The sequence below is a fragment of the Miniphocaeibacter massiliensis genome, assembly GCF_900232905.1.
Lineage (GTDB): Bacteria > Bacillota > Clostridia > Tissierellales > Peptoniphilaceae > Miniphocaeibacter > Miniphocaeibacter massiliensis.
Genome location: NZ_OCTQ01000001.1, coordinates 173,389 through 191,771, shown reverse-complemented (window position 1 = coordinate 191,771; position 18,383 = coordinate 173,389). Strand labels below are relative to the sequence as shown.

The following is an 18,383-nucleotide window of genomic DNA, read 5'->3' as shown; positions in this document are numbered from 1 at the left end:
TCTCATTTATTCTAAAAAGAAGGGAGAAAATACTCCCTTATCCTCTTATTTGTCCATCACCAAAAATAATGTATTTATATGAAGTTAATTCTTCTAATCCAACCGGTCCTCTAGCATGAAGCTTTTGCGTAGAAATTCCCATTTCTGCTCCTAAACCAAATTGTGAACCATCTGTAAATCTACTTGATGCATTTACATATACACACGCACTATCAACTAGATTTAAAAACTTTTGACTATTTTTATAATCATTTGTAATAATAACTTCTGAGTGATTTGTACTATATTTTCTTATATGATCTATTACTTCATCTATATTATCTACAACTTTCATTGCAAATGCATAATCTAAAAACTCCATATAGTATTCTTCTTCTGTTGCTACGCCTATACCTGTTAATTTAGATTTTGAAATTTCATCTCCATATACTTTTATATTATATTGATCTATAATAACTTGTAATTTTTTATAAAATTCATCCTTAACATTTTTGTGCACCAGAAGTGTTTCCATTGCATTACAAACTCCAATTCTTTGAGTTTTTGCATTTTCAATAATATTTATTGCCATTTGAATATCAGCAGACTCATCCACGAATACATGACAGTTTCCATCACCAGTTTTTAACACTGGTACTGTTGAGTTTTTTACAACTGCATTTATTAAACCTGCACTGCCTCTTGGTATTAATAAATCTACATATCCATTTAATGTCATTAATGCATTTGAACTTTCTCTTGATGTATCTTCTATTAATTGTACAAAATTTTCATTATAACCCAATTCTTTAATAGCTCTTCTTATAACTTTCACAATAGATTTATTTGATTCTATCGCTTCTTTTCCACCTCTTAAAATTAACGCATTAGAAGATTTCAAACACAATATACTACAATCTAGCGTAACATTTGGTCTAGATTCATATATTATCCCAATAACTCCCATTGGAGTTCTTTTCTTACCTATTTGTAGTCCATTTGGCAGTAATTCCATATGATCTACATTACCAATAGGGTCTTTCAAGTCTACTACTGTATCTATAGAATCTACCATTCCTTGAATTCTTTCTTCATTTAATAATAATCTATCTAATTGTCCTTCTGTAAGACCATTTTCTATACCATTTTCCATGTCTATCCTATTAGCTTCAATTATCTCTTCTTCTGATTCACTCAAAGCCAACTTTATCGCTTTAAGAATTTCATTTTTTTCTATAGTACTTAAAGTTCCTAAACTATATGATGCATTTTTTGCTTTTATTCCTATTTCTTTTAACATTTTCAACTCCTAAAATATGTTCCTATTTCATCACCGTCAATAATATTTTGTAATATCTTCATATCTTTTCCATTTGCCAAAACTACATCTATATTTTTTTCCATACATAATTTTGCTGCTGTTAATTTAGTTATCATACCACCTGTGCCAACTTTAGAATTAGTTCCTGATGCACATTTTTCTAAATCCTCATTAATTTCTCTTACTTCTTTAATTATTTTAGCATCTTTATTAATTCTAGGATCACTTGTGTAAAGTCCATCAATATCAGATAGTAAAATTAATACGTCAGCTTCCACTATCCTTGAAACTATTGCTGATAATGTATCATTATCGCCAAATTTTATTTCAAATGTTGATATTGTATCATTTTCATTGACTATAGGTATTACATTTAACTTAAATAATTCATCAAATGCATTTTTAGCATTTGAATGCATCAAACTATCTGACTCTATATGTTTTGTTAGTAAAATCTGAGCTGCATGATAGTTAAATTCTCCTAAAATTCTATTGTATGTGTTCATTAATGCAACTTGTCCTACTGCTGAAGTAGCCTGCTTTATCGCAGTATTTGAAGGTCTTTCCTTTAAGTTTAATCTTTTAGTTCCTGCAGATATTGCTCCTGAAGAAACTAACACAACCTCATAACCATGATTTCTTATATCACTTAATTGCCAACATAAATCAAAAATTTTCCTTAAATTAATGTCTCCATTTTCATGAGTTATTGAAGATGTTCCCACTTTAACAACTATTCTTTTTAAATCTTTAACAAATTCTCTCATATGCACTCCATTTTATTAATTATCTTTATTATAGCAAAGTAAATGTAATAAAAAAAGCAAACAATGAAATATCATTGTTTGCTTTTTAATTCATTTTTCAAATCTGTAATAGATTTTAATGAAATATGATTCTTGCTAATATTAAATTCTTTTAAAAAATCATATATATCTTTTTCATTACTTGATTCAATTTCAATATATGGGTAAGGATAAGTGTCTTTATCCCAAGTGTCAAAATCTAATCTTAAATTTTTATAGTTATATGAAGCTCTTTCTTTAGTACCTGTAATATACTTATTAAACTTCAAGTTCCTAAGTATATTTATTAACCCTTCTTTACTTGATACTTCTGTAGTATATTCATAATTTTCTCTAACTAGTTCATTTTTCACTTTCTTTTTAAAAGTAAATTCTATTTTATTATCACTATTTAATAAGTCTTTAACCTCTCTAATTCTTAAATAACAATCTTCGTCTATTAAAGGAAAACTTTCTGAACTTACTACTGTATTAATTTGTTTTTCATGAGCTATTAATTTAGCTCCTTTTTCTTCTAATAAGTTTTTATAATAATCTAAGTCTAAACCCAATAATTTAAACTCTAATTCTCTTTCCACTATTTTACCTTTACTGCACTTTCATCTATTACAACAGTAACATCATGATGTAAATGTAATAAGGACGCTGGATTATTTGTAGTTATTTTATTACTATCTAGCAAATATTTAGTTGCTTCTTCTTTATTGCTACCACTAATTAATATAAGAATTTTTTTTGCTGAAAAAATACTCCCCATTCCCATAGATATCGCTGTAGTTGGAACATCAGATTCTTTTGCAAAAAATCTTGAATTAGCTTTAATTGTACTTTCTGTTAATTTTACAATACTTGTAGGAACATTAAGTTCTAAGTCAGGTTCGTTAAAAGCTATATGTCCATTAGCACCTAACCCAAGTACTTGTATATCTACTCCGCCAACTTCTCTTAATTTTTTTTCATATTCTATTACTTCTACATCTGGATCATTTGTACCATTTGGAATGTTAATATTTTCAGACTTTATATTAACATGGTTAAATAAATTATCATACATAAAATAATTGTATGATTGATCATGATCTTTATCTAGACCAATATACTCATCTAAATTGTAGGTGGAAACTTTAGACAAATCTAAGCCGTCTTTATTTTCTTTAATAAGTTCTTTATACAAACCTATAGGTGTAGAGCCTGTAGCTAATCCTAATATAGAGTTTTCTTTCTCTCTAACTTGTTTTACGATTAACTCACAACCAATTTTACTCATTTCTTCATAGTTTTTTGCGTATATTACTTTCATAATTCCCCCTCGAAATAATTATTTATTGGATAATTATTTCTAAATTTAGTTTAATCATAAAAAACTTAGGCTTTAACCTAAGTTTATTATAATAAAATATTCTAACTCATTATTTTCTAAAATTCAATATTTTTTGGAATAAAATCAATATAATCACAAGAAGTACAAATATATTCTATTCCATCTATTATTCCTTCTACAACATTAACTAAACCCGGCCCATGTAAATGTCCATAAACACATTTACTTATATTATATTCTTTCATCATATAGTGAAATTCGTTTGGTTCTTTATATCTATCAAATGGAGGATAATGAATCATAGCTATTTTTTTGTTATTTTTATTAGCTGATTTTATACTTAATTCTAGCCTTAACAGCTCTCTTTTATATACTTTGTAGTTGTCTGATTCTTCATTAGAATCTTCCCAACCTCTAGTCCCTACTATTAAAATATTTTCATATTCAAAGGAATTATTTTGCAAAAAATTTATACTTTTTAAATTCAATTTATTATTTTTCGATAAAGAACTCCACCAATAGTCATGGTTTCCTTTAATCATAATTTTAGTACCTGGCAATTTATCAATTCTAATTAAATCATTATAAGCTTCTTCTATGTTCATAGCCCAAGAAATATCGCCAGCTACTAAAACAATATCCTCTTTTTTTACAATTTTTTTCCAATTAGAAAATATTTTTTGTTCATAATTTCTCCAATTGTCTCCAAATAAATCCATTGATTTTTTACCAGTATAGTCTAAATGTAAGTCTGAAATGCTAAATATCATATTTCTCCTATAAATGTACAAGTTGAAATTCTAAATTTCCAGATAGTAATACTTCTTTTTCTCTACTTTGGCAAGAGAATAAAATTACTTGTCGCTCTTTACTTATTTCCTTTAAATAATAAAGTAGATTTAAAAGCCTATCATCATCAAAGTTAACAAATGCATCATCAAAAATTAAAATTTCTTTTTCTCCAAATATTTCATTTGTAAGTCCTATTCTAAGTCCTATAAACAATTGATCTGAACTGCCTTTACTTATACTATCAATTTTTCTGAACTCACCAGAATTATTTTTTAAGAAATTAACATTCAAATCTTCATCTAATTTAATACCTAAATTATATTTTGATATCATTGAAAAATATTTTTCTAAGAAATTAATAAGTCTAGGTATATAATTTATCTTTACTTCATTATGAGATATATTAATTTGTTCAACTGCTATTTCTATAGACTTTATATAATTTTTCATTTTTTCAATATCTTTTTTAGTCCAATTTAATTCTTCAATATATTCTGGTAATTTTTGTACTTCCTCTTCTACAAATTTTTTCTTTTCTTCTAAAGATGATATCTCTTTTATTAATGATTCAGATTTCTTGCTAGCATGCTCTAAATTTAAATTTTCTATATATTGAAAATTATTGTTGTATTCAACCAATTCTTCATTTTCTAAAATTGAAAAATCATAAGCTTTCTTTATTGATTCTATTGTTCCTGATTTTTCTTTAATTAAATAGTTTACTTCATCATATCTATCTTTGTTCTTAATAAAATTATCTACATTTATTCCAGTTCTATTTTGTATTTTTAAAGAAATCTCATACAATTGTTCATTCTTATAGTCTTCTTCGTTTAATAATTTTTCTATTGTTTGATCTTTTTCTTGTAACTGTCCATTTAATCTTTCGTACATACTAAATGGTTCTTTGTTCTCTCCATTAAAGAAAGAATTGTTTAATATATTATTTGAATTGTCAAAGGATACATCAAATTCTTTATTTATTGTATTTTTTAATTCATTTTCTTGTTTCTTTAAATATTGAGTCCTAATTAAAGACACTATAAACAAGGTTAAAACTGCAGCTGATGCTATTAATAAATATTTTTGTATATTAGAACTATTTACATAAACAAATATGTTTGCCGCAATAGATAATATTAATATTCCTCCAAGTAAAAGTAATAGTTTCTTATTGCCTTCTCTTCCTTTAATATTATTGTATAAATTTTTTCTATACTCTATTTTTATATTTTCTATTTCTATTAAATCTCTATATTTTTTTAGTTCATTGAATAAATTCTTTTTATCCCTTGATAACTGATTTAAATTTCTTTGAATTATTTTTATTTCTTTTTGTATTTCTTCTATCTGCATCATTTCACTAGGAGAAATATTTTTAAAATTAGAAAATTTTTCATTTTCTTTTTGCAAAGTCATTATTTCTAACTCAAGTTCATCTTTAGCTTTTTTTACTTTCAATAACTTTTGTTGTTCTGTATACTTCAAATAATCATTATAAACTTTTATATTCTCTTTTATACTTATAAAAGTTTTTTGTTTGCTATTTATTTCTTGAAGATAGGAATCATATTCTTCTTTTAATTTCGAACCATTTGCAACTTTTTCTTCTAAAATAGCTTGTTTATTTACCATTGATCCTAAAGGTTTTTTTAAAGATTTTTCAGTTCCTATTTCATTTTTTAACTCAATGAGATGATTTAAACCTTTTACAATAGAAAAACTGTCATTATTTTCTGTAATAACATCAGAGATTTTGTCAGAAATATATTTTGTTGATTCTGGATTTATATCTCTATTATCCTGTCCTATCATTATAGTATTTACAAATACATCACTACTACATTTGAAAAAGAATTCTCCAGGAAAACTTAAGTTACTAGCTTCATATCCTTCAAATTTACTTGAAATATCTGTTCCTGTCACTTCATCAAATATTTTATAAGCCCTATTGGTGAAATCTCTATATAACCTTATTAAAGATCCTTTGTATTCAAAAACTATACTGCCCTGATAATCTCCACCACTCCATGGTTTGTATTTATAATAATCATCATTAAATCTAAGTGTTTTTAGGTATGGCTTTACAAATCCATAGAACATTCCTTCTATAAATTTACAAATACTGCTTTTACCAGCTTCATTTAATCCTTGTATCAGAATAAAGTCACTATCTAAGTTAATAATATTATTATTAAATTTTCCAAAATTAATTAAATTCAATTCTTTTATTTTCATTTAATTTCCCTTTAATAATGCTCTTAGTCCCATATCTAATGCTTCTTTGTTTATAGGATCTGTCAAGTCTTTCTTTCTCATATTTTCTATGAATATTCCAATTATATTATTTTGATTTAATTTATATAATTTATCTAAATCAATATTAAAATCTAAGTCATTTACTATTTCTAAATGTGTGACATATTCATTTAATTCTTCTAGTATAGCAGGCAAATCTATTTCATATTGTTCTGGAATATGACCTGTTAATTTAACTCTTAGAAAATTTTTTTTGTCTTTATATATCCATTCGTTTAAAAGCTTATTCTTTAAATCGTAAAAATCAAATTCTCCTGATACATTATATTCTTCTTCAATAAATATTGCTTGAGATAAATCCAAAAACTGTATATTTAAATTTTTATCATCATCCAAGTTACCATACACTGCTCCATGTGTTCCTTGCTCTCCAAAATTTAAAGGTTCTATTGAACCTGAATACACAATATTATCTCTAATTACCTCTGGCTTATGAATATGCCCTAATGCAACATAATCAAACCTCATTTTTTCTATATCTCTTATTTTTACTGGTTGATATCTAAAACTAGGATTAATAATGTCACTATGAAGCATCAGTATATTTTTTTTATTGAAATTTAATTCTACTCCCTCAAAAAGATTTCCATTATTTAAAACTTCGTCCACATAACTTATTCCATATACATCATAATCTGCAAATTCAAATCTTGTAATATAATCTTTCTCAAATAAGTATACGTTTTCTGGCTTCTCTATAAGCTTTAGCTTTGAATTTTCTCTATATGGATCATGATTTCCTAATATTATAAATATATTTGTACTTGATATTTGTTTAAATAAATCATACAACCTTTTTATTTCTGCCATTGTTATATATTCTTCAATAAATAAATCTCCTGACAAAAATAAAGCATCTACCCTCTTATTCTTTGCTTCATTTATAAGCTTTTCTATACTTTTCCATATATCTATTCTTCTTTCAACCGCTAACTCTCTTGAAAAAGATGACGACTCAAAGCTAGTAGATATGTGAAAATCACTACTGTGCAAAAATTTCATAAAACCACCTATTCATAATATCTATACTTTTCTTTTTTATCATATTTTATATATATTTTTAAGTTGTTAATATCAATATTATATAAATTAAATAATCTAATTAACATTTTGCTAAATTTTTTAGAGCTAAAATGTGTTTCAGCATATAAGTTATCACTTATTTTAAAAGAATTAATCATATTATCTTTATTTTTAGAGAAATATGGCTTTTTAGTACCATTAAATTTAGTCTTGTTAATTAAAGAATACATTTTTGTTTTATCTATCTTAAATAAATACAAAAGGATTTGTTCATATAATTCTTTAAATGATGATACTTCTATATTTTTCCCTCTATATATTGAATATGATTTAGGTTTTGCAAATGTAAAATCATATGTTAAATTTACTGCATTTGAAAAAATTTTTTCATTATTTAAAATATTAAGAGATAACTGAATGCCTTCTATTGGAATTATCTCTTTTATCTTTAAAATTTCTTCATAAAAAGTTTTTAATTCTTTATAACCCTTAAAATCTATATCATAAGTTTGTACTGTTTTAAAAGAATTTTCTATGTCTTCTAAATCATTATATATTTTTAATAATAATTGAGGATTTTCTTCCTTCAACTTTTCAAAGAATTTTATCACAATATCACCTGTTTAAATTATAGCAAATATAACAAACCTAAACTAGATAAGAATCAAAGTAAATTGCATAATATCTCTAGTTTAATAATTTTTTACATAAAAATAAAAAAGAATTTATATATATATTCTTTTTTATTTTTATTTATATATAATTTTTTATAATAAATTCAGAAAACTTTTCAATTTCATTTAAATAAAATCTATTTTTATACCTATTTCCTAAACTATCAATATCAGTTATAATTCCTTTTAACTTTTTTTGAGAAATAATATTTGAAGAATTTTCTTTTCTAACAATTTCAAATTTATCAAAATTACTATTTTTCATACCTTCAATTATTATTAAATCATATTCTCTAAACAAATTTATTAGATCTTCAACATCATTATGTTTATTTTCTATACACATATACTTGTACTCTGAAAATATAGACACAGCATTTGCTCCTGCACTAATATATTTCCCTGTATCTGTGTTTTCTTCTATATCAAAATCATGTCCATCGTGCTTTATAACTGCTATATTATAATTTTTTTTCCTTAAATTTTCTACTACTTTTGTAATAAATGTTGTTTTTCCAGAATTTTTTTTACCACAAATTGCTAATATATTTTTCCTTAAAAATCTATTGTAATCTTTTTTAGTATTTATATTATCCAAAATACTTCTATTAAACTTACTGTATTTTAAATCAACAACCTTTGAAAAATCTTTTTCTATTAAATTTATTAATTTATAATCTTTTTTTTCAATTGCATTTTCAATGATTGGTATCATTTCTTTTGAATAAATAGCTCCTAGTGGATTTAATTTATTATCATATTTAGCTGAAAAAACCTTATATTCAGATGATACAAATTCTGTAATATATTCAAGAAATTCATAATTGATATTTTGCATATCAACGCCTATTATAAAATTATATTTATTTTTACTTTTTTTAAGAATCTCTAAAATACCACTAATCGGTCCAATATTACTATATTTATCTTTTACATATTCCACTTCATCTATGTTGTAATTTGTGTTTGATGAAACTATTATCTCATTTGATTTAAATTCATTAACTAAATTTTCTAAAAAACTATTTCCATTATATGGTAATTCAGCTTTATCTCTACCCATTCTGCTACTTTTACCACCTGCTAAAATTCCTACTCCTATTTTCATTTTATGGCAAGTAAATAACTTTTACTTTTTCTCCTTTTTTTAATTCCCTGTTTGGCTCTTGTACTATTAGACAGTTACAATTTAGAAGATTTGATATTACAGATGATGAATGTATATTTTCTACATAAACTTTTTCATTTTCATATCTTGCTCTAACATATCTTTGCAATTTACTGCATTTTAAATATCCACCTTCTATTATTTTTTCATGTACTATATTACTAAATTCTTCACTATTATAATATTTTTCTGCAATAGGCCAAAACAATACTTGAAAGTTAGCTAGAGCTGCAAATGGATTTCCTGAAAAACTTATAATTATAGTATTGTTAATTCTAGCTGATGAAACAGGAGTACCTGGTTTCATAGCAACTTTTCTAAATAAAATATTATTGGCAATAGAATTATATAATTCTGGTATTAAATCATATTTACCAACTGAAACTCCACCTGTTGTTATTATAACATCTGATATCTCTACAAATTCTTGAACTTTCTTTTTTATTACTTCTAAATTATCTTCAACTATTTCTAAATTAACTATATCTATATTGTATTTTTTTAAATATGAATTTAACGTGAATAATGTACTGCAATAAATTTTCCCATCTTTCAATTTCTCTCCAGGATATAGAAGTTCACTTCCTGTAGATAACAAAGATACTCTTAAAGGTTTTACTACTTTAATTTTATCAATTCCTAAACTAGCAAATATTCCTATATGTACAGATGTTATAACTATACCTTTTTTTAATATTAATTCTCCTTTTTCTATATCTTCACCTTTATGACAATAATTTGAAAATTCTTTTTCTTTTACTTTAATATTTACTACATTTTCTCCATAATCTGTATCTTCTTGTTTTACTACACAGTCATATCCATTAGGAATAAACGCTCCTGTCATAACTCTTATCGCAGTATTTGGTATATATCTAATACTTTTATGTTCTCCCGCATATATTTCATCAATGACTTTAAATTCATCGTTTTGTTCTAAATCTAAATGGTTTACTGCATATCCATCCATAGCAGATTTTGGAAATTCTGGTACATTTATTTGAGAATAAATATCCTCTGATAAAGTGTATCCTACTGCGTCTAATAAATTGACTAATATATTCTCATTTTGTTCTTTTATATTATCTTTTAATATTTTTATAGCTTCTATAACATCTATCATATTTCACCTTTTATTTTGTATAATATAAGAATTATATTATTAATTTCATTAAAAAACAAACTCTTAATTTAATAAAAAAAGAAGTGCATAATCACTTCTATAAGTTATTATACTCTTCTTCTTTAACTCCTACTAAAACAACATCTTTATCGATAAGCAATGGTCTTTTTATTAACATTCCATCAGATGCTAAAAGTTCAATTTTTTCATCTAAATTCATATCTTTCAGTTTGTCTTTCAAATTTAATTCCCTATATAATTTACCACTTGTATTAAAAAACTTTTTAATATCCAATCCACTTTTATTAATAATATCTTTTAGTTCATTGTACAATGGATGTTCTTTAGAAATATCCTTAAGCTCATAAGATATACTTCTTTCATTTAAAAATTTCAATGCCTTTTTACAAGTACTACATTTAGAATAACAATATACTATCATAAATAACCTCTCTACATTAAATTCAAAAACTCTTTTGTTCTAATATTTTTAGGGTTTACCAAAACTTCTTCAGGAGTTCCCTCTTCAGCGATATACCCATTATCCATAAAAATTACTCTGTCAGCTATTTCTTTTGCAAAATCCATTTCATGTGTAACAACTACCATAGTTATATTTTCTTCTGCTAATTGTTTTATTACTTTTAGCACTTCTGATGTTAATTCTGGGTCAAGTGCTGATGTTGGCTCATCAAAAAATAATATACTTGGATTCATAGCTAATGCTCTGGCTATAGAAACTCTTTGTTTTTGACCTCCCGAAAGGCTATAAGGATATGCTTTTTCTTTTCCTTCTAAATTCATTTTTTTTATTAGATTTAGCGCTATTTTTTCAGTATCTTTTTCTTCTTTCTTAAGAACCATTTTAGGTCCTAAAGTAATATTTTCATACACACTCAAATTTGGAAAAAGATTAAAGTTTTGAAAAACCATTCCATATTTATGATTAATTGTTTTATATTCTTCACCTTTGGCATATAAAACTTCATTGTTTTTTGTACTTGCCAAAGTTAATTCACCATATTTTATTTCTCCTGAGTTAATTTTCTCTAAATCTACCGCACATCTTATTAAAGTAGATTTTCCTGAACCAGAAGATCCTATAATTACAACTACTTCTCCTTCTTTAACAGAAATAGATATATCTTTTAAAACCTCTTCTTTTTCAAAGCTCTTTTTTATATTTTTCATTTCTAAAACAGTCATTTTTACCTACCTAAAATAATTGTACTTATTTTCTATTTTATTCATTATAATTTCAACAATATAATTAAATACAAAATAAAATATTCCTACTGCAACAAATGCAAGCATATTAGAATCTCTATTTGCTATAGCCTTTGCTAACGTAAAAGTCTCTGCTACAGATATTACAAAAGCTAGAGATGTATCTTTTACTAAAGTTATTGTTTCATTTGTCATTGCCGGTAATGAATTTTTAAAAACTTGAGGAAATATAATTTTCTTATATGTTTGCCATTTCGTAAGTCCCAAGATTTTAGCAGCTTCATATTGCCCAACATCTATAGACTTAAACCCTCCTCTGTAAATTTCTGCAAAATATGCTGCATAATTTATAACAAATGCTATTATTACTGCAATAAATCTGTCTGGTGATTTCATACCAAATAAATAAAATGGCCCATAAAAAATGAACATCAGCTGTAACATTAAAGGAGTTCCTCTCATTATAGAAATATATATTCTAGTAATTCCTGAAACTATTATATTATTTGATTTTTTCAAAAAATATACAATTATTCCTAACGGAATCGAAAGCAATAATGTAATTAAGAAAATCATAAAAGTTGTTGAAAAACCTTTTGATAATTCTATAAAAATATCTACAAAATACATAACCCACCTATATCCTTAAAAAATATATAGATATGACCGAAATCATATCTATATTTTAAATTTATTTTATTAAAGTTTTATCCTCACCTATCCATTTAACAGATAAGTCTTTTAATATTCCTTCTGATGCTAATTCTTTCAACGCACCATCTATCTTATCTTTTAGTTCTTCATTCCCTAATTTAAATCCTACTGCATATTCTTCATCTTTTAGAGATTCTTCTATAACTCTAAAATTTCTTCCATTATTGATATTATATTTTGCTACTACTTCATCCATCAAAACAGCTTCTGTAGAACCTTGTTCTAAATCATTTAACGCAGTTAAGTTATCCGGTACATTTAAAACTTCCCCTAAACTCTTTTTAAATTCTTTGGAATCATCTAAAGCTTTCTCTGCCGTTGAACCTTGTTGTAGTTCAATGTTTTTTCCTTCTAAGTCTTTTAATGTTTTATATTCAGAATCTTTATTAACTACCATAACTTGTCTATTTTCCATGTATGGCTCTGTAAATGTATATTTATCTTCTCTTCCTGTCTTTGTAAAACCATTCCATATTACATTTATATTTCCACTATCCAATTCTGCATCCTTGCTTCCCCAGTCTATTGGTTGAAGTTCTATTTCCATATTTAATTTTTCAGCAACCTTTTCTGCTAACTCTAAATCAAATCCAGTGTAGCTTCCATCTGTATCCTTAAATCCCATTGGCGGAAAATTCGGATCAAAACCTATAATTAATTTATCTGTTACTTCCTTTGTTTTTTCTCCAGTTTCTGTAGCTTTATTTTCTTCTTTTGATTTACATCCTACTAATAATATACTTAGTGCTAATAACAAAAATAAACCTTTAAATAACTTTTTTCTATTCATTTAATTTCTCCTTGTTTAATATTATCTCTTATACTTTATTATAGTACCATAGTAAAATATTTGTGTAAAGAAAAAGAACAGCATTGCTGTTCTAAATTTCTTTATTTTTTATTTCTTCTAATATTTTTTGTATAAATTCTTCTGTTGGAACTGCACCAGTATCACCTATATCTCTTTTTCTTACAGAAACTTTATTCTCTGTTATTTCTTTTTCTCCAAGTATGATACTGTAAGGAACTTTTTCTAATTGTGCTTCTCTTATTTTAAATCCAATTTTTTCTGCTCTATCGTCAACCTTAGCTCTAATACCGTTATCCATTAATTTTTTCTTTAATTCATATGCATTGTCGTTAAATTTATCAGATATTGGTAATATTTTTACTTGTACTGGTGCTAACCATGTTGGGAATTTACCAGCAAAATGTTCTATTAATATACCGATAAATCTTTCCATCGAACCTAAAATAGCTCTGTGAACCATAACTGGTCTTTTCTTTTCTCCATCGGAATCTATATATGTTAACTCAAATCTTTCTGGCATTTGAAAATCTAGCTGTATTGTTCCACATTGCCAAGTTCTTCCTATTGCATCTTCTAAATGGAAATCTATTTTTGGACCATAAAATGCTCCATCACCTTCATTTATAGTGTATTCAAAGTCTTTTCCATCTAATGCATCTTTTAAGCTTTGAATTGCTATATTCCAGTCTTCATCACTACCCATTGAATCTTCTGGTCTTGTTGATAGTTCCACACTATATTTAAATCCAAATACTGAATAAATATAATCACAAAGGTCTATTACTTTAGATATTTCTTCTTTTATTTGGCTTTTTAGCATGAATATATGAGCATCATCTTGTGTGAATGATCTTACTCTAAATAATCCATGTAAGGCACCTGAAAGTTCATGTCGGTGAACTAATCCCATTTCCCCTAATTTAAGAGGAAAATCTCTATAACTATGCATATTGCTCTTATATACTAAGATTGATCCTGGACAATTCATTGGTTTTATAGCATAATCTGCATCATCTATTTTTGTAAAATACATATTTTCTTGATAGTGATCCCAGTGACCTGACTGGTGCCATAAACTTTCACTTAAAATTATTGGAGTATTTATTTCTCCATATCCTTCTTTTATGTGTAAATTTTTCCAAAAATTTTGTAACTCATTTCTTAAAACCATTCCATTTGGATGGAAAAATGGGAATCCTGGTCCTTCTTCATGAAAACTAAATAAATCTAATTCCTTACCTAATTTCCTATGATCTCTCTTTTTTGCTTCTTCTAAAAATTCTAAATACTCATCTAATTGTTTTTGCTTTTCAAAAGTTATACCATATATTCTTTGAAGCATTTTATTTTTCTCATCACCACGCCAATAAGCCCCTGCTATACTTAGCAGTTTTATAGCTTTAACTTTCTTTATTTCATAAAGATGTGGTCCTCTGCAAAGATCTGTAAACTCACCTAACTTATAAAAAGAGATTATTTCATCTTCTGGTAAATTTTCTATTAAATCTACTTTATAAACTTCTCCTCTTTCTTTAAAATATGATAATGCTTCATTTCTTGGCATTTCATATCTTTCCATTTTCAAACCTTCTTTAGTTATTTTTTTCATTTCTTTCTCAATAGCTGGAAGGTCTTCTTCTGTAAATCTATGTTCTAAGTCAAAATCATAGTAAAATCCATTATCTATTGCTGGACCTATTCCAAATTTAGTTTCTGGATAAAGTCTTTGTACTGCTAAAGCCATTATATGTGCTGATGTATGCCAAAATATTTCCTTTCCTTCTGGCTCTTCAAATTTTACAAATCGAACGCTAGCATCTTCTCTTACCGGTTCTTGCATTCCCATAATTTTTTCATTTACAACAGCCCCTATTACAGCTCTTGCAAGTCCTTCAGAAATATCTTTAGCTATATCCATAACTAATATTCCACTTTCATATTCTCGTACAGAATTATCTGGTAAAGTAATTTTTATCATTTGTTCCCCCATCTTCAATATATTTTTATTTAGTAATTCCACTACATTTTTTCATTTACTTAATAATAAAAAAGAGTCTTTGTTCCTACTATAATAGTAGGGACGAAAGACTCGTGGTTCCACCCTAATTGCTTCTTAATTAATTATTAGCTCCAGACTAGTATTCATAATTTCATTTACTTAAAATAGATTTCAGCCAAGTCTATTTCTCTCTTAAAGTTTAAAATTATTACTCGGGTCTTTCACAGCTTTATAAATTTTCTATTAAATAATTTAAATCGACAGACTTTTGTTCTCCTGTCTTCATATCTCTTAAGGTATAGACATTGTTTTTCGCTTCATCTTCACCTATTACAATTACATTTGGAATATTTAATTTGTCAGCATAGTTAAATTGTTTTTTTAACTTGCCACCTTCCATGTAAGCTTGAACTATTTTATCATTTTTTCTTAACTCAGTCAATAATTCTACCGCATTAGATTCATACCCTTTCATAGGTAAAATAATCGCTTTTATAGGAGCTTCATCTTTTAATTTAATTAAATTAGCTTCTTTTAATTGATAATAAAGTCTAGTTAGACCTATACTTAGTCCAACTCCTGGAAGTTTTTGTTTAGTATAATTACCTGCTAAATCGTCATATCTTCCACCAGAACAAATTGAGCCTAGGTTTTCATACTCTGGAATTATAGTTTCATAAACCGACCCTGTATAGTAGTCTAATCCTCTAGTTATACTTAATTTTATCTCTATATTCTCTTCATAAATTCCGAATGACATCATATTTTTATAAACTAATTCTAACTCTTCTAAACCTTCTTTGTACAATTCATTGTCAATATTTAATGATTTAAGATAATCTAAAATTTCACTATTCGTGCCTTTAAAGTATATAAAATTAACAAGCTTATTTATTGATTCAACAGATACTCCATGCTCTATTAATTCTTTTTTCACATTATCTAAACCTATCTTCTCTAATTTATCTATAGTTCTTAAAGCATATACAAAGTCGTTTATTCCTAAAGATTCAAATAATCCGTTTAATATTTTCCTGTTATTAAAAAGATATTTAAAATTATCCAATCCTAATTTATAAAATATTTCTGCCATTACTGCTGGTATTTCAGCATCATTATAAATAGATAGTGAGTTATTACCTATAATATCAACATCGCATTGATAAAACTCTCTGTATCTACCTCTTTGATTTCTCTCTCCTCTATACACTTTTCCTATATGGTATCTTCTAAATGGAAAATTTAAGTCACTAAATTTCTGAGCGACATATCTAGCTAAAGGAACTGTCAGATCAAATCTTAATCCCATTTCTGTGTCACCTTTTTTTAAAGTATACACTTGTTTGGATGTTTCACCTCCACCTTTAGCCAACAATATCTCTAGCTTCTCCATAACAGGAGTATCTATTGGGAAAAACGCATATTTTTTAAATGTTTCCTCTATAATATTTTTCATTTTATCAAAAATTACTTGTTCTTCTGGAAGTAATTCCATCATTCCAGGTAATATGCTTGGTTGAATTATACTCAATTTATCCTCCTAAAATTCCAATAACTGATCCTCTGTCTATAAAAGAATCTGTTTTTGGATAATAATACTTTATATTTTCTTTTTTTAAAATTTTTAGTAATTTATCTGAATATCTATATTTTTCTAAATTACCATAAAAAATTATTTCATCTTTTCCTATATTACCACAAGTGCCTCCTATAAAACCAGTATCATAACCTGGCAAATTTATGAAATCAGGTGGTAGTAAATAAGATTTTAAGCCTAAATTTAAATATTTTTCATGTAGTTTTAAATCTGTAGTTACAACAGTCTCATTTTTAATAATCATAGTTGAACATTTTGCATAACCTTGTTTAACATTAACTGGCTTATAATGTTTAATTAGCTGCTCATTCAAATTTTCATCTATACAATCTTTTTTATGAAAAAAATACCTTCCAACTCTTGATACATTTAAATATATATCTTTTGGGTAGTTTTTTTCTAAATAATTTTTAGAACTAAAAACATTTATATCATACTTAGATAATTTTTTATGATAATAGTTAAAATATTCTCTACATACTAATATATTTTTATAATCAATGGGATGTACAACTAAGTCTGGATGGTCATTTACAGGAACATCTAGAAAAGTATTAGGCAATGTTTTAATTGTTTCTATATTCAAGTCTTTTAAAAGTTTTTTTAACTCTTCAGAAGCTTTGTAACTAATAATTACTGCTTTAACTCTTTTATTAAATACAAATGGATTTAACATTTTATTTCTCCAACATATACTGCTGTAATATCATCTGTTTTAGTAAATCTAGGATAATTATTCAAATCTTTATCTTTATTTTGTTCTTTTACTAATTTTTCAACTATATTTTCCATAGAATTATTTTCTAAGTCCTTAAATAAATCTTCTAGTTTATTATATATTTTAAAAGTATCATAAATTTGGCTAAATCCGTCTGAACAAACAATAATATTTTCAATTTCTTTTAACGTAACTCTAAAATAATTTCCATTTTCTATTCCCTTACCTGTTGTATCCAATATCCAATAACCATCTTTAGTATTCTTAAGTCCTCTATTTTTAATTAACATATCCTTAATCAATTTACTATTTTTGCTTTCTAAAACATTTGTTTTTTTATTTAAGGAAATTTCCTTCATCTTTTTAAGTACACTACTATCTAATTTAGAAATATCTTTTGCTACATATTCTTGTATGTCACTAGAAGTTTTTATTATTATTGGACTATCTCCTAAATAATATATTTCTAAGTATTCCCCTACTATCCTAAAAATAGAAATAGTTGCAGATATATCGTGTTTAGTAAAAAGCTTTTGTTTATCTTTTTTTAATAAATTGTTTAATGATTTTTTAAGTGCTTCTTGAATATTAATACTACTATCTGACAGTAAGACTGCCAAGTTATCTCTAATTCCATTTACAAATTTGTTAGTTAAAAAATTGCTATTTTCATATCTTATTAAAGAAGATGCCCCATCAATAACAATAATATAATTTTCTGATACAAAATAACTGTCTTCACTGTATTCTTTTTCTGTATAATTTGCTATTTTAAAAGATTTAAACATGTC

General features: G+C 25.7%; 18 protein-coding genes. All 18 read right to left on the bottom strand.

Going from position 1 to position 18,383, the window contains the following annotated elements; all coding sequences use genetic code 11:
- Window positions 1–37: 37 nt before the first annotated feature.
- Window positions 38–1,279, bottom strand: coding sequence for a glutamate-5-semialdehyde dehydrogenase (locus CS899_RS01010; RefSeq protein ID WP_099203102.1), 1,242 nt, complete (start codon window positions 1,277–1,279; stop codon window positions 38–40).
- A 2-nt stretch (window positions 1,280–1,281) separates the two neighbouring features.
- Window positions 1,282–2,067 (bottom strand): glutamate 5-kinase, encoded by a 786-nt coding sequence (proB, locus tag CS899_RS01005; RefSeq protein WP_099203101.1) that lies wholly within the window; start codon window positions 2,065–2,067, stop codon window positions 1,282–1,284.
- A 71-nt stretch (window positions 2,068–2,138) separates the two neighbouring features.
- Complete coding sequence (locus CS899_RS01000; RefSeq protein ID WP_164995808.1) at window positions 2,139–2,684, bottom strand: class IV adenylate cyclase; 546 nt, start codon at window positions 2,682–2,684, stop codon at window positions 2,139–2,141.
- The gene (nagB, locus tag CS899_RS00995; RefSeq protein WP_099203099.1) at window positions 2,684–3,406 is read right to left on the bottom strand and encodes a glucosamine-6-phosphate deaminase; all 723 of its coding nucleotides are present in this window, start codon (window positions 3,404–3,406) and stop codon (window positions 2,684–2,686) included. Before nagB ends, CS899_RS01000 begins: the two co-directional genes overlap by 1 nt.
- Window positions 3,407–3,522: 116 nt before the next feature.
- Window positions 3,523–4,197, bottom strand: a complete 675-nt coding sequence (locus CS899_RS00990) for a metallophosphoesterase (protein ID WP_099203098.1) — start codon at window positions 4,195–4,197, stop codon at window positions 3,523–3,525.
- A 7-nt stretch (window positions 4,198–4,204) separates the two neighbouring features.
- Window positions 4,205–6,457 carry an ATP-binding protein gene (locus CS899_RS00985; RefSeq protein ID WP_099203097.1) on the bottom strand — a complete coding sequence of 751 codons (2,253 nt, stop codon included), beginning with the start codon at window positions 6,455–6,457 and terminating at the stop codon, window positions 4,205–4,207.
- Complete coding sequence (locus CS899_RS00980) at window positions 6,458–7,540, bottom strand: metallophosphoesterase family protein (protein WP_099203096.1); 1,083 nt, start codon at window positions 7,538–7,540, stop codon at window positions 6,458–6,460.
- A gap of 8 nt (window positions 7,541–7,548) precedes the next feature.
- Window positions 7,549–8,172, bottom strand: coding sequence for a hypothetical protein (locus CS899_RS00975; protein ID WP_099203095.1), 624 nt, complete (start codon window positions 8,170–8,172; stop codon window positions 7,549–7,551).
- 142 nt (window positions 8,173–8,314) lie between these two features.
- Window positions 8,315–9,343 carry a molybdopterin-guanine dinucleotide biosynthesis protein B gene (gene mobB / locus CS899_RS00970; RefSeq protein ID WP_099203094.1) on the bottom strand — a complete coding sequence of 343 codons (1,029 nt, stop codon included), beginning with the start codon at window positions 9,341–9,343 and terminating at the stop codon, window positions 8,315–8,317.
- A 1-nt stretch (window position 9,344) separates the two neighbouring features.
- Window positions 9,345–10,526: a molybdopterin molybdotransferase MoeA gene (locus CS899_RS00965; RefSeq protein WP_099203093.1), complete on the bottom strand. Its 1,182-nt coding sequence runs from the start codon at window positions 10,524–10,526 to the stop codon at window positions 9,345–9,347.
- A 97-nt stretch (window positions 10,527–10,623) separates the two neighbouring features.
- The gene (locus tag CS899_RS00960) at window positions 10,624–10,968 is read right to left on the bottom strand and encodes an arsenate reductase family protein (RefSeq protein WP_099203092.1); all 345 of its coding nucleotides are present in this window, start codon (window positions 10,966–10,968) and stop codon (window positions 10,624–10,626) included.
- An 11-nt stretch (window positions 10,969–10,979) separates the two neighbouring features.
- Entirely contained in the window at window positions 10,980–11,732 is a 753-nt protein-coding gene (locus tag CS899_RS00955) for an amino acid ABC transporter ATP-binding protein (RefSeq protein ID WP_099203091.1), read from the bottom strand.
- Window positions 11,733–11,738: 6 nt separating this feature from the next.
- On the bottom strand, window positions 11,739–12,383 hold the full coding sequence (locus CS899_RS00950; RefSeq protein WP_099203090.1) for an amino acid ABC transporter permease: 645 nt from the start codon (window positions 12,381–12,383) through the stop codon (window positions 11,739–11,741).
- A 61-nt stretch (window positions 12,384–12,444) separates the two neighbouring features.
- The gene (locus CS899_RS00945; RefSeq protein ID WP_099203089.1) at window positions 12,445–13,257 is read right to left on the bottom strand and encodes an amino acid ABC transporter substrate-binding protein; all 813 of its coding nucleotides are present in this window, start codon (window positions 13,255–13,257) and stop codon (window positions 12,445–12,447) included.
- A 91-nt stretch (window positions 13,258–13,348) separates the two neighbouring features.
- Window positions 13,349–15,256, bottom strand: a complete 1,908-nt coding sequence (gene thrS / locus CS899_RS00940) for a threonine--tRNA ligase (RefSeq protein WP_099203088.1) — start codon at window positions 15,254–15,256, stop codon at window positions 13,349–13,351.
- Between the two features lie 250 nt (window positions 15,257–15,506).
- A complete protein-coding gene (hisS, locus tag CS899_RS00935) occupies window positions 15,507–16,808 on the bottom strand; it encodes a histidine--tRNA ligase (RefSeq protein ID WP_164995807.1) in 1,302 nt (433 codons plus the stop codon).
- 1 nt (window position 16,809) lies between these two features.
- On the bottom strand, window positions 16,810–17,550 hold the full coding sequence (locus CS899_RS00930) for a DUF6873 family GME fold protein (protein WP_099203087.1): 741 nt from the start codon (window positions 17,548–17,550) through the stop codon (window positions 16,810–16,812).
- Entirely contained in the window at window positions 17,544–18,380 is an 837-nt protein-coding gene (locus tag CS899_RS00925; protein WP_099203086.1) for a protein phosphatase 2C domain-containing protein, read from the bottom strand. The genes CS899_RS00930 and CS899_RS00925 overlap by 7 nt, the downstream gene beginning before the upstream one ends.
- Between the last annotated feature and the right edge of the window lie 3 nt (window positions 18,381–18,383).

What these genes read in the sequence shown, in the direction of transcription:
- proB (WP_099203101.1), bottom strand. Translation starts at nt 2,067, where the DNA reads ATGAGAGAATTTGTTAAAGATTTAAAAAGAATAGTTGTTAAAGTGGGA.
- CS899_RS00945 (WP_099203089.1), bottom strand. Translation starts at nt 13,257, where the DNA reads ATGAATAGAAAAAAGTTATTTAAAGGTTTATTTTTGTTATTAGCACTA.
- CS899_RS00930 (WP_099203087.1), bottom strand. Translation starts at nt 17,550, where the DNA reads ATGTTAAATCCATTTGTATTTAATAAAAGAGTTAAAGCAGTAATTATT.
- CS899_RS00955 (WP_099203091.1), bottom strand. Translation starts at nt 11,732, where the DNA reads ATGACTGTTTTAGAAATGAAAAATATAAAAAAGAGCTTTGAAAAAGAA.
- mobB (WP_099203094.1), bottom strand. Translation starts at nt 9,343, where the DNA reads ATGAAAATAGGAGTAGGAATTTTAGCAGGTGGTAAAAGTAGCAGAATG.
- CS899_RS00985 (WP_099203097.1), bottom strand. Translation starts at nt 6,457, where the DNA reads ATGAAAATAAAAGAATTGAATTTAATTAATTTTGGAAAATTTAATAAT.
- CS899_RS00965 (WP_099203093.1), bottom strand. Translation starts at nt 10,526, where the DNA reads ATGATAGATGTTATAGAAGCTATAAAAATATTAAAAGATAATATAAAA.
- CS899_RS00980 (WP_099203096.1), bottom strand. Translation starts at nt 7,540, where the DNA reads ATGAAATTTTTGCACAGTAGTGATTTTCACATATCTACTAGCTTTGAG.
- CS899_RS01010 (WP_099203102.1), bottom strand. Translation starts at nt 1,279, where the DNA reads ATGTTAAAAGAAATAGGAATAAAAGCAAAAAATGCATCATATAGTTTA.
- CS899_RS00960 (WP_099203092.1), bottom strand. Translation starts at nt 10,968, where the DNA reads ATGATAGTATATTGTTATTCTAAATGTAGTACTTGTAAAAAGGCATTG.
- CS899_RS00950 (WP_099203090.1), bottom strand. Translation starts at nt 12,383, where the DNA reads ATGTATTTTGTAGATATTTTTATAGAATTATCAAAAGGTTTTTCAACA.
- CS899_RS00925 (WP_099203086.1), bottom strand. Translation starts at nt 18,380, where the DNA reads ATGTTTAAATCTTTTAAAATAGCAAATTATACAGAAAAAGAATACAGT.
- CS899_RS00990 (WP_099203098.1), bottom strand. Translation starts at nt 4,197, where the DNA reads ATGATATTTAGCATTTCAGACTTACATTTAGACTATACTGGTAAAAAA.
- thrS (WP_099203088.1), bottom strand. Translation starts at nt 15,256, where the DNA reads ATGATAAAAATTACTTTACCAGATAATTCTGTACGAGAATATGAAAGT.
- nagB (WP_099203099.1), bottom strand. Translation starts at nt 3,406, where the DNA reads ATGAAAGTAATATACGCAAAAAACTATGAAGAAATGAGTAAAATTGGT.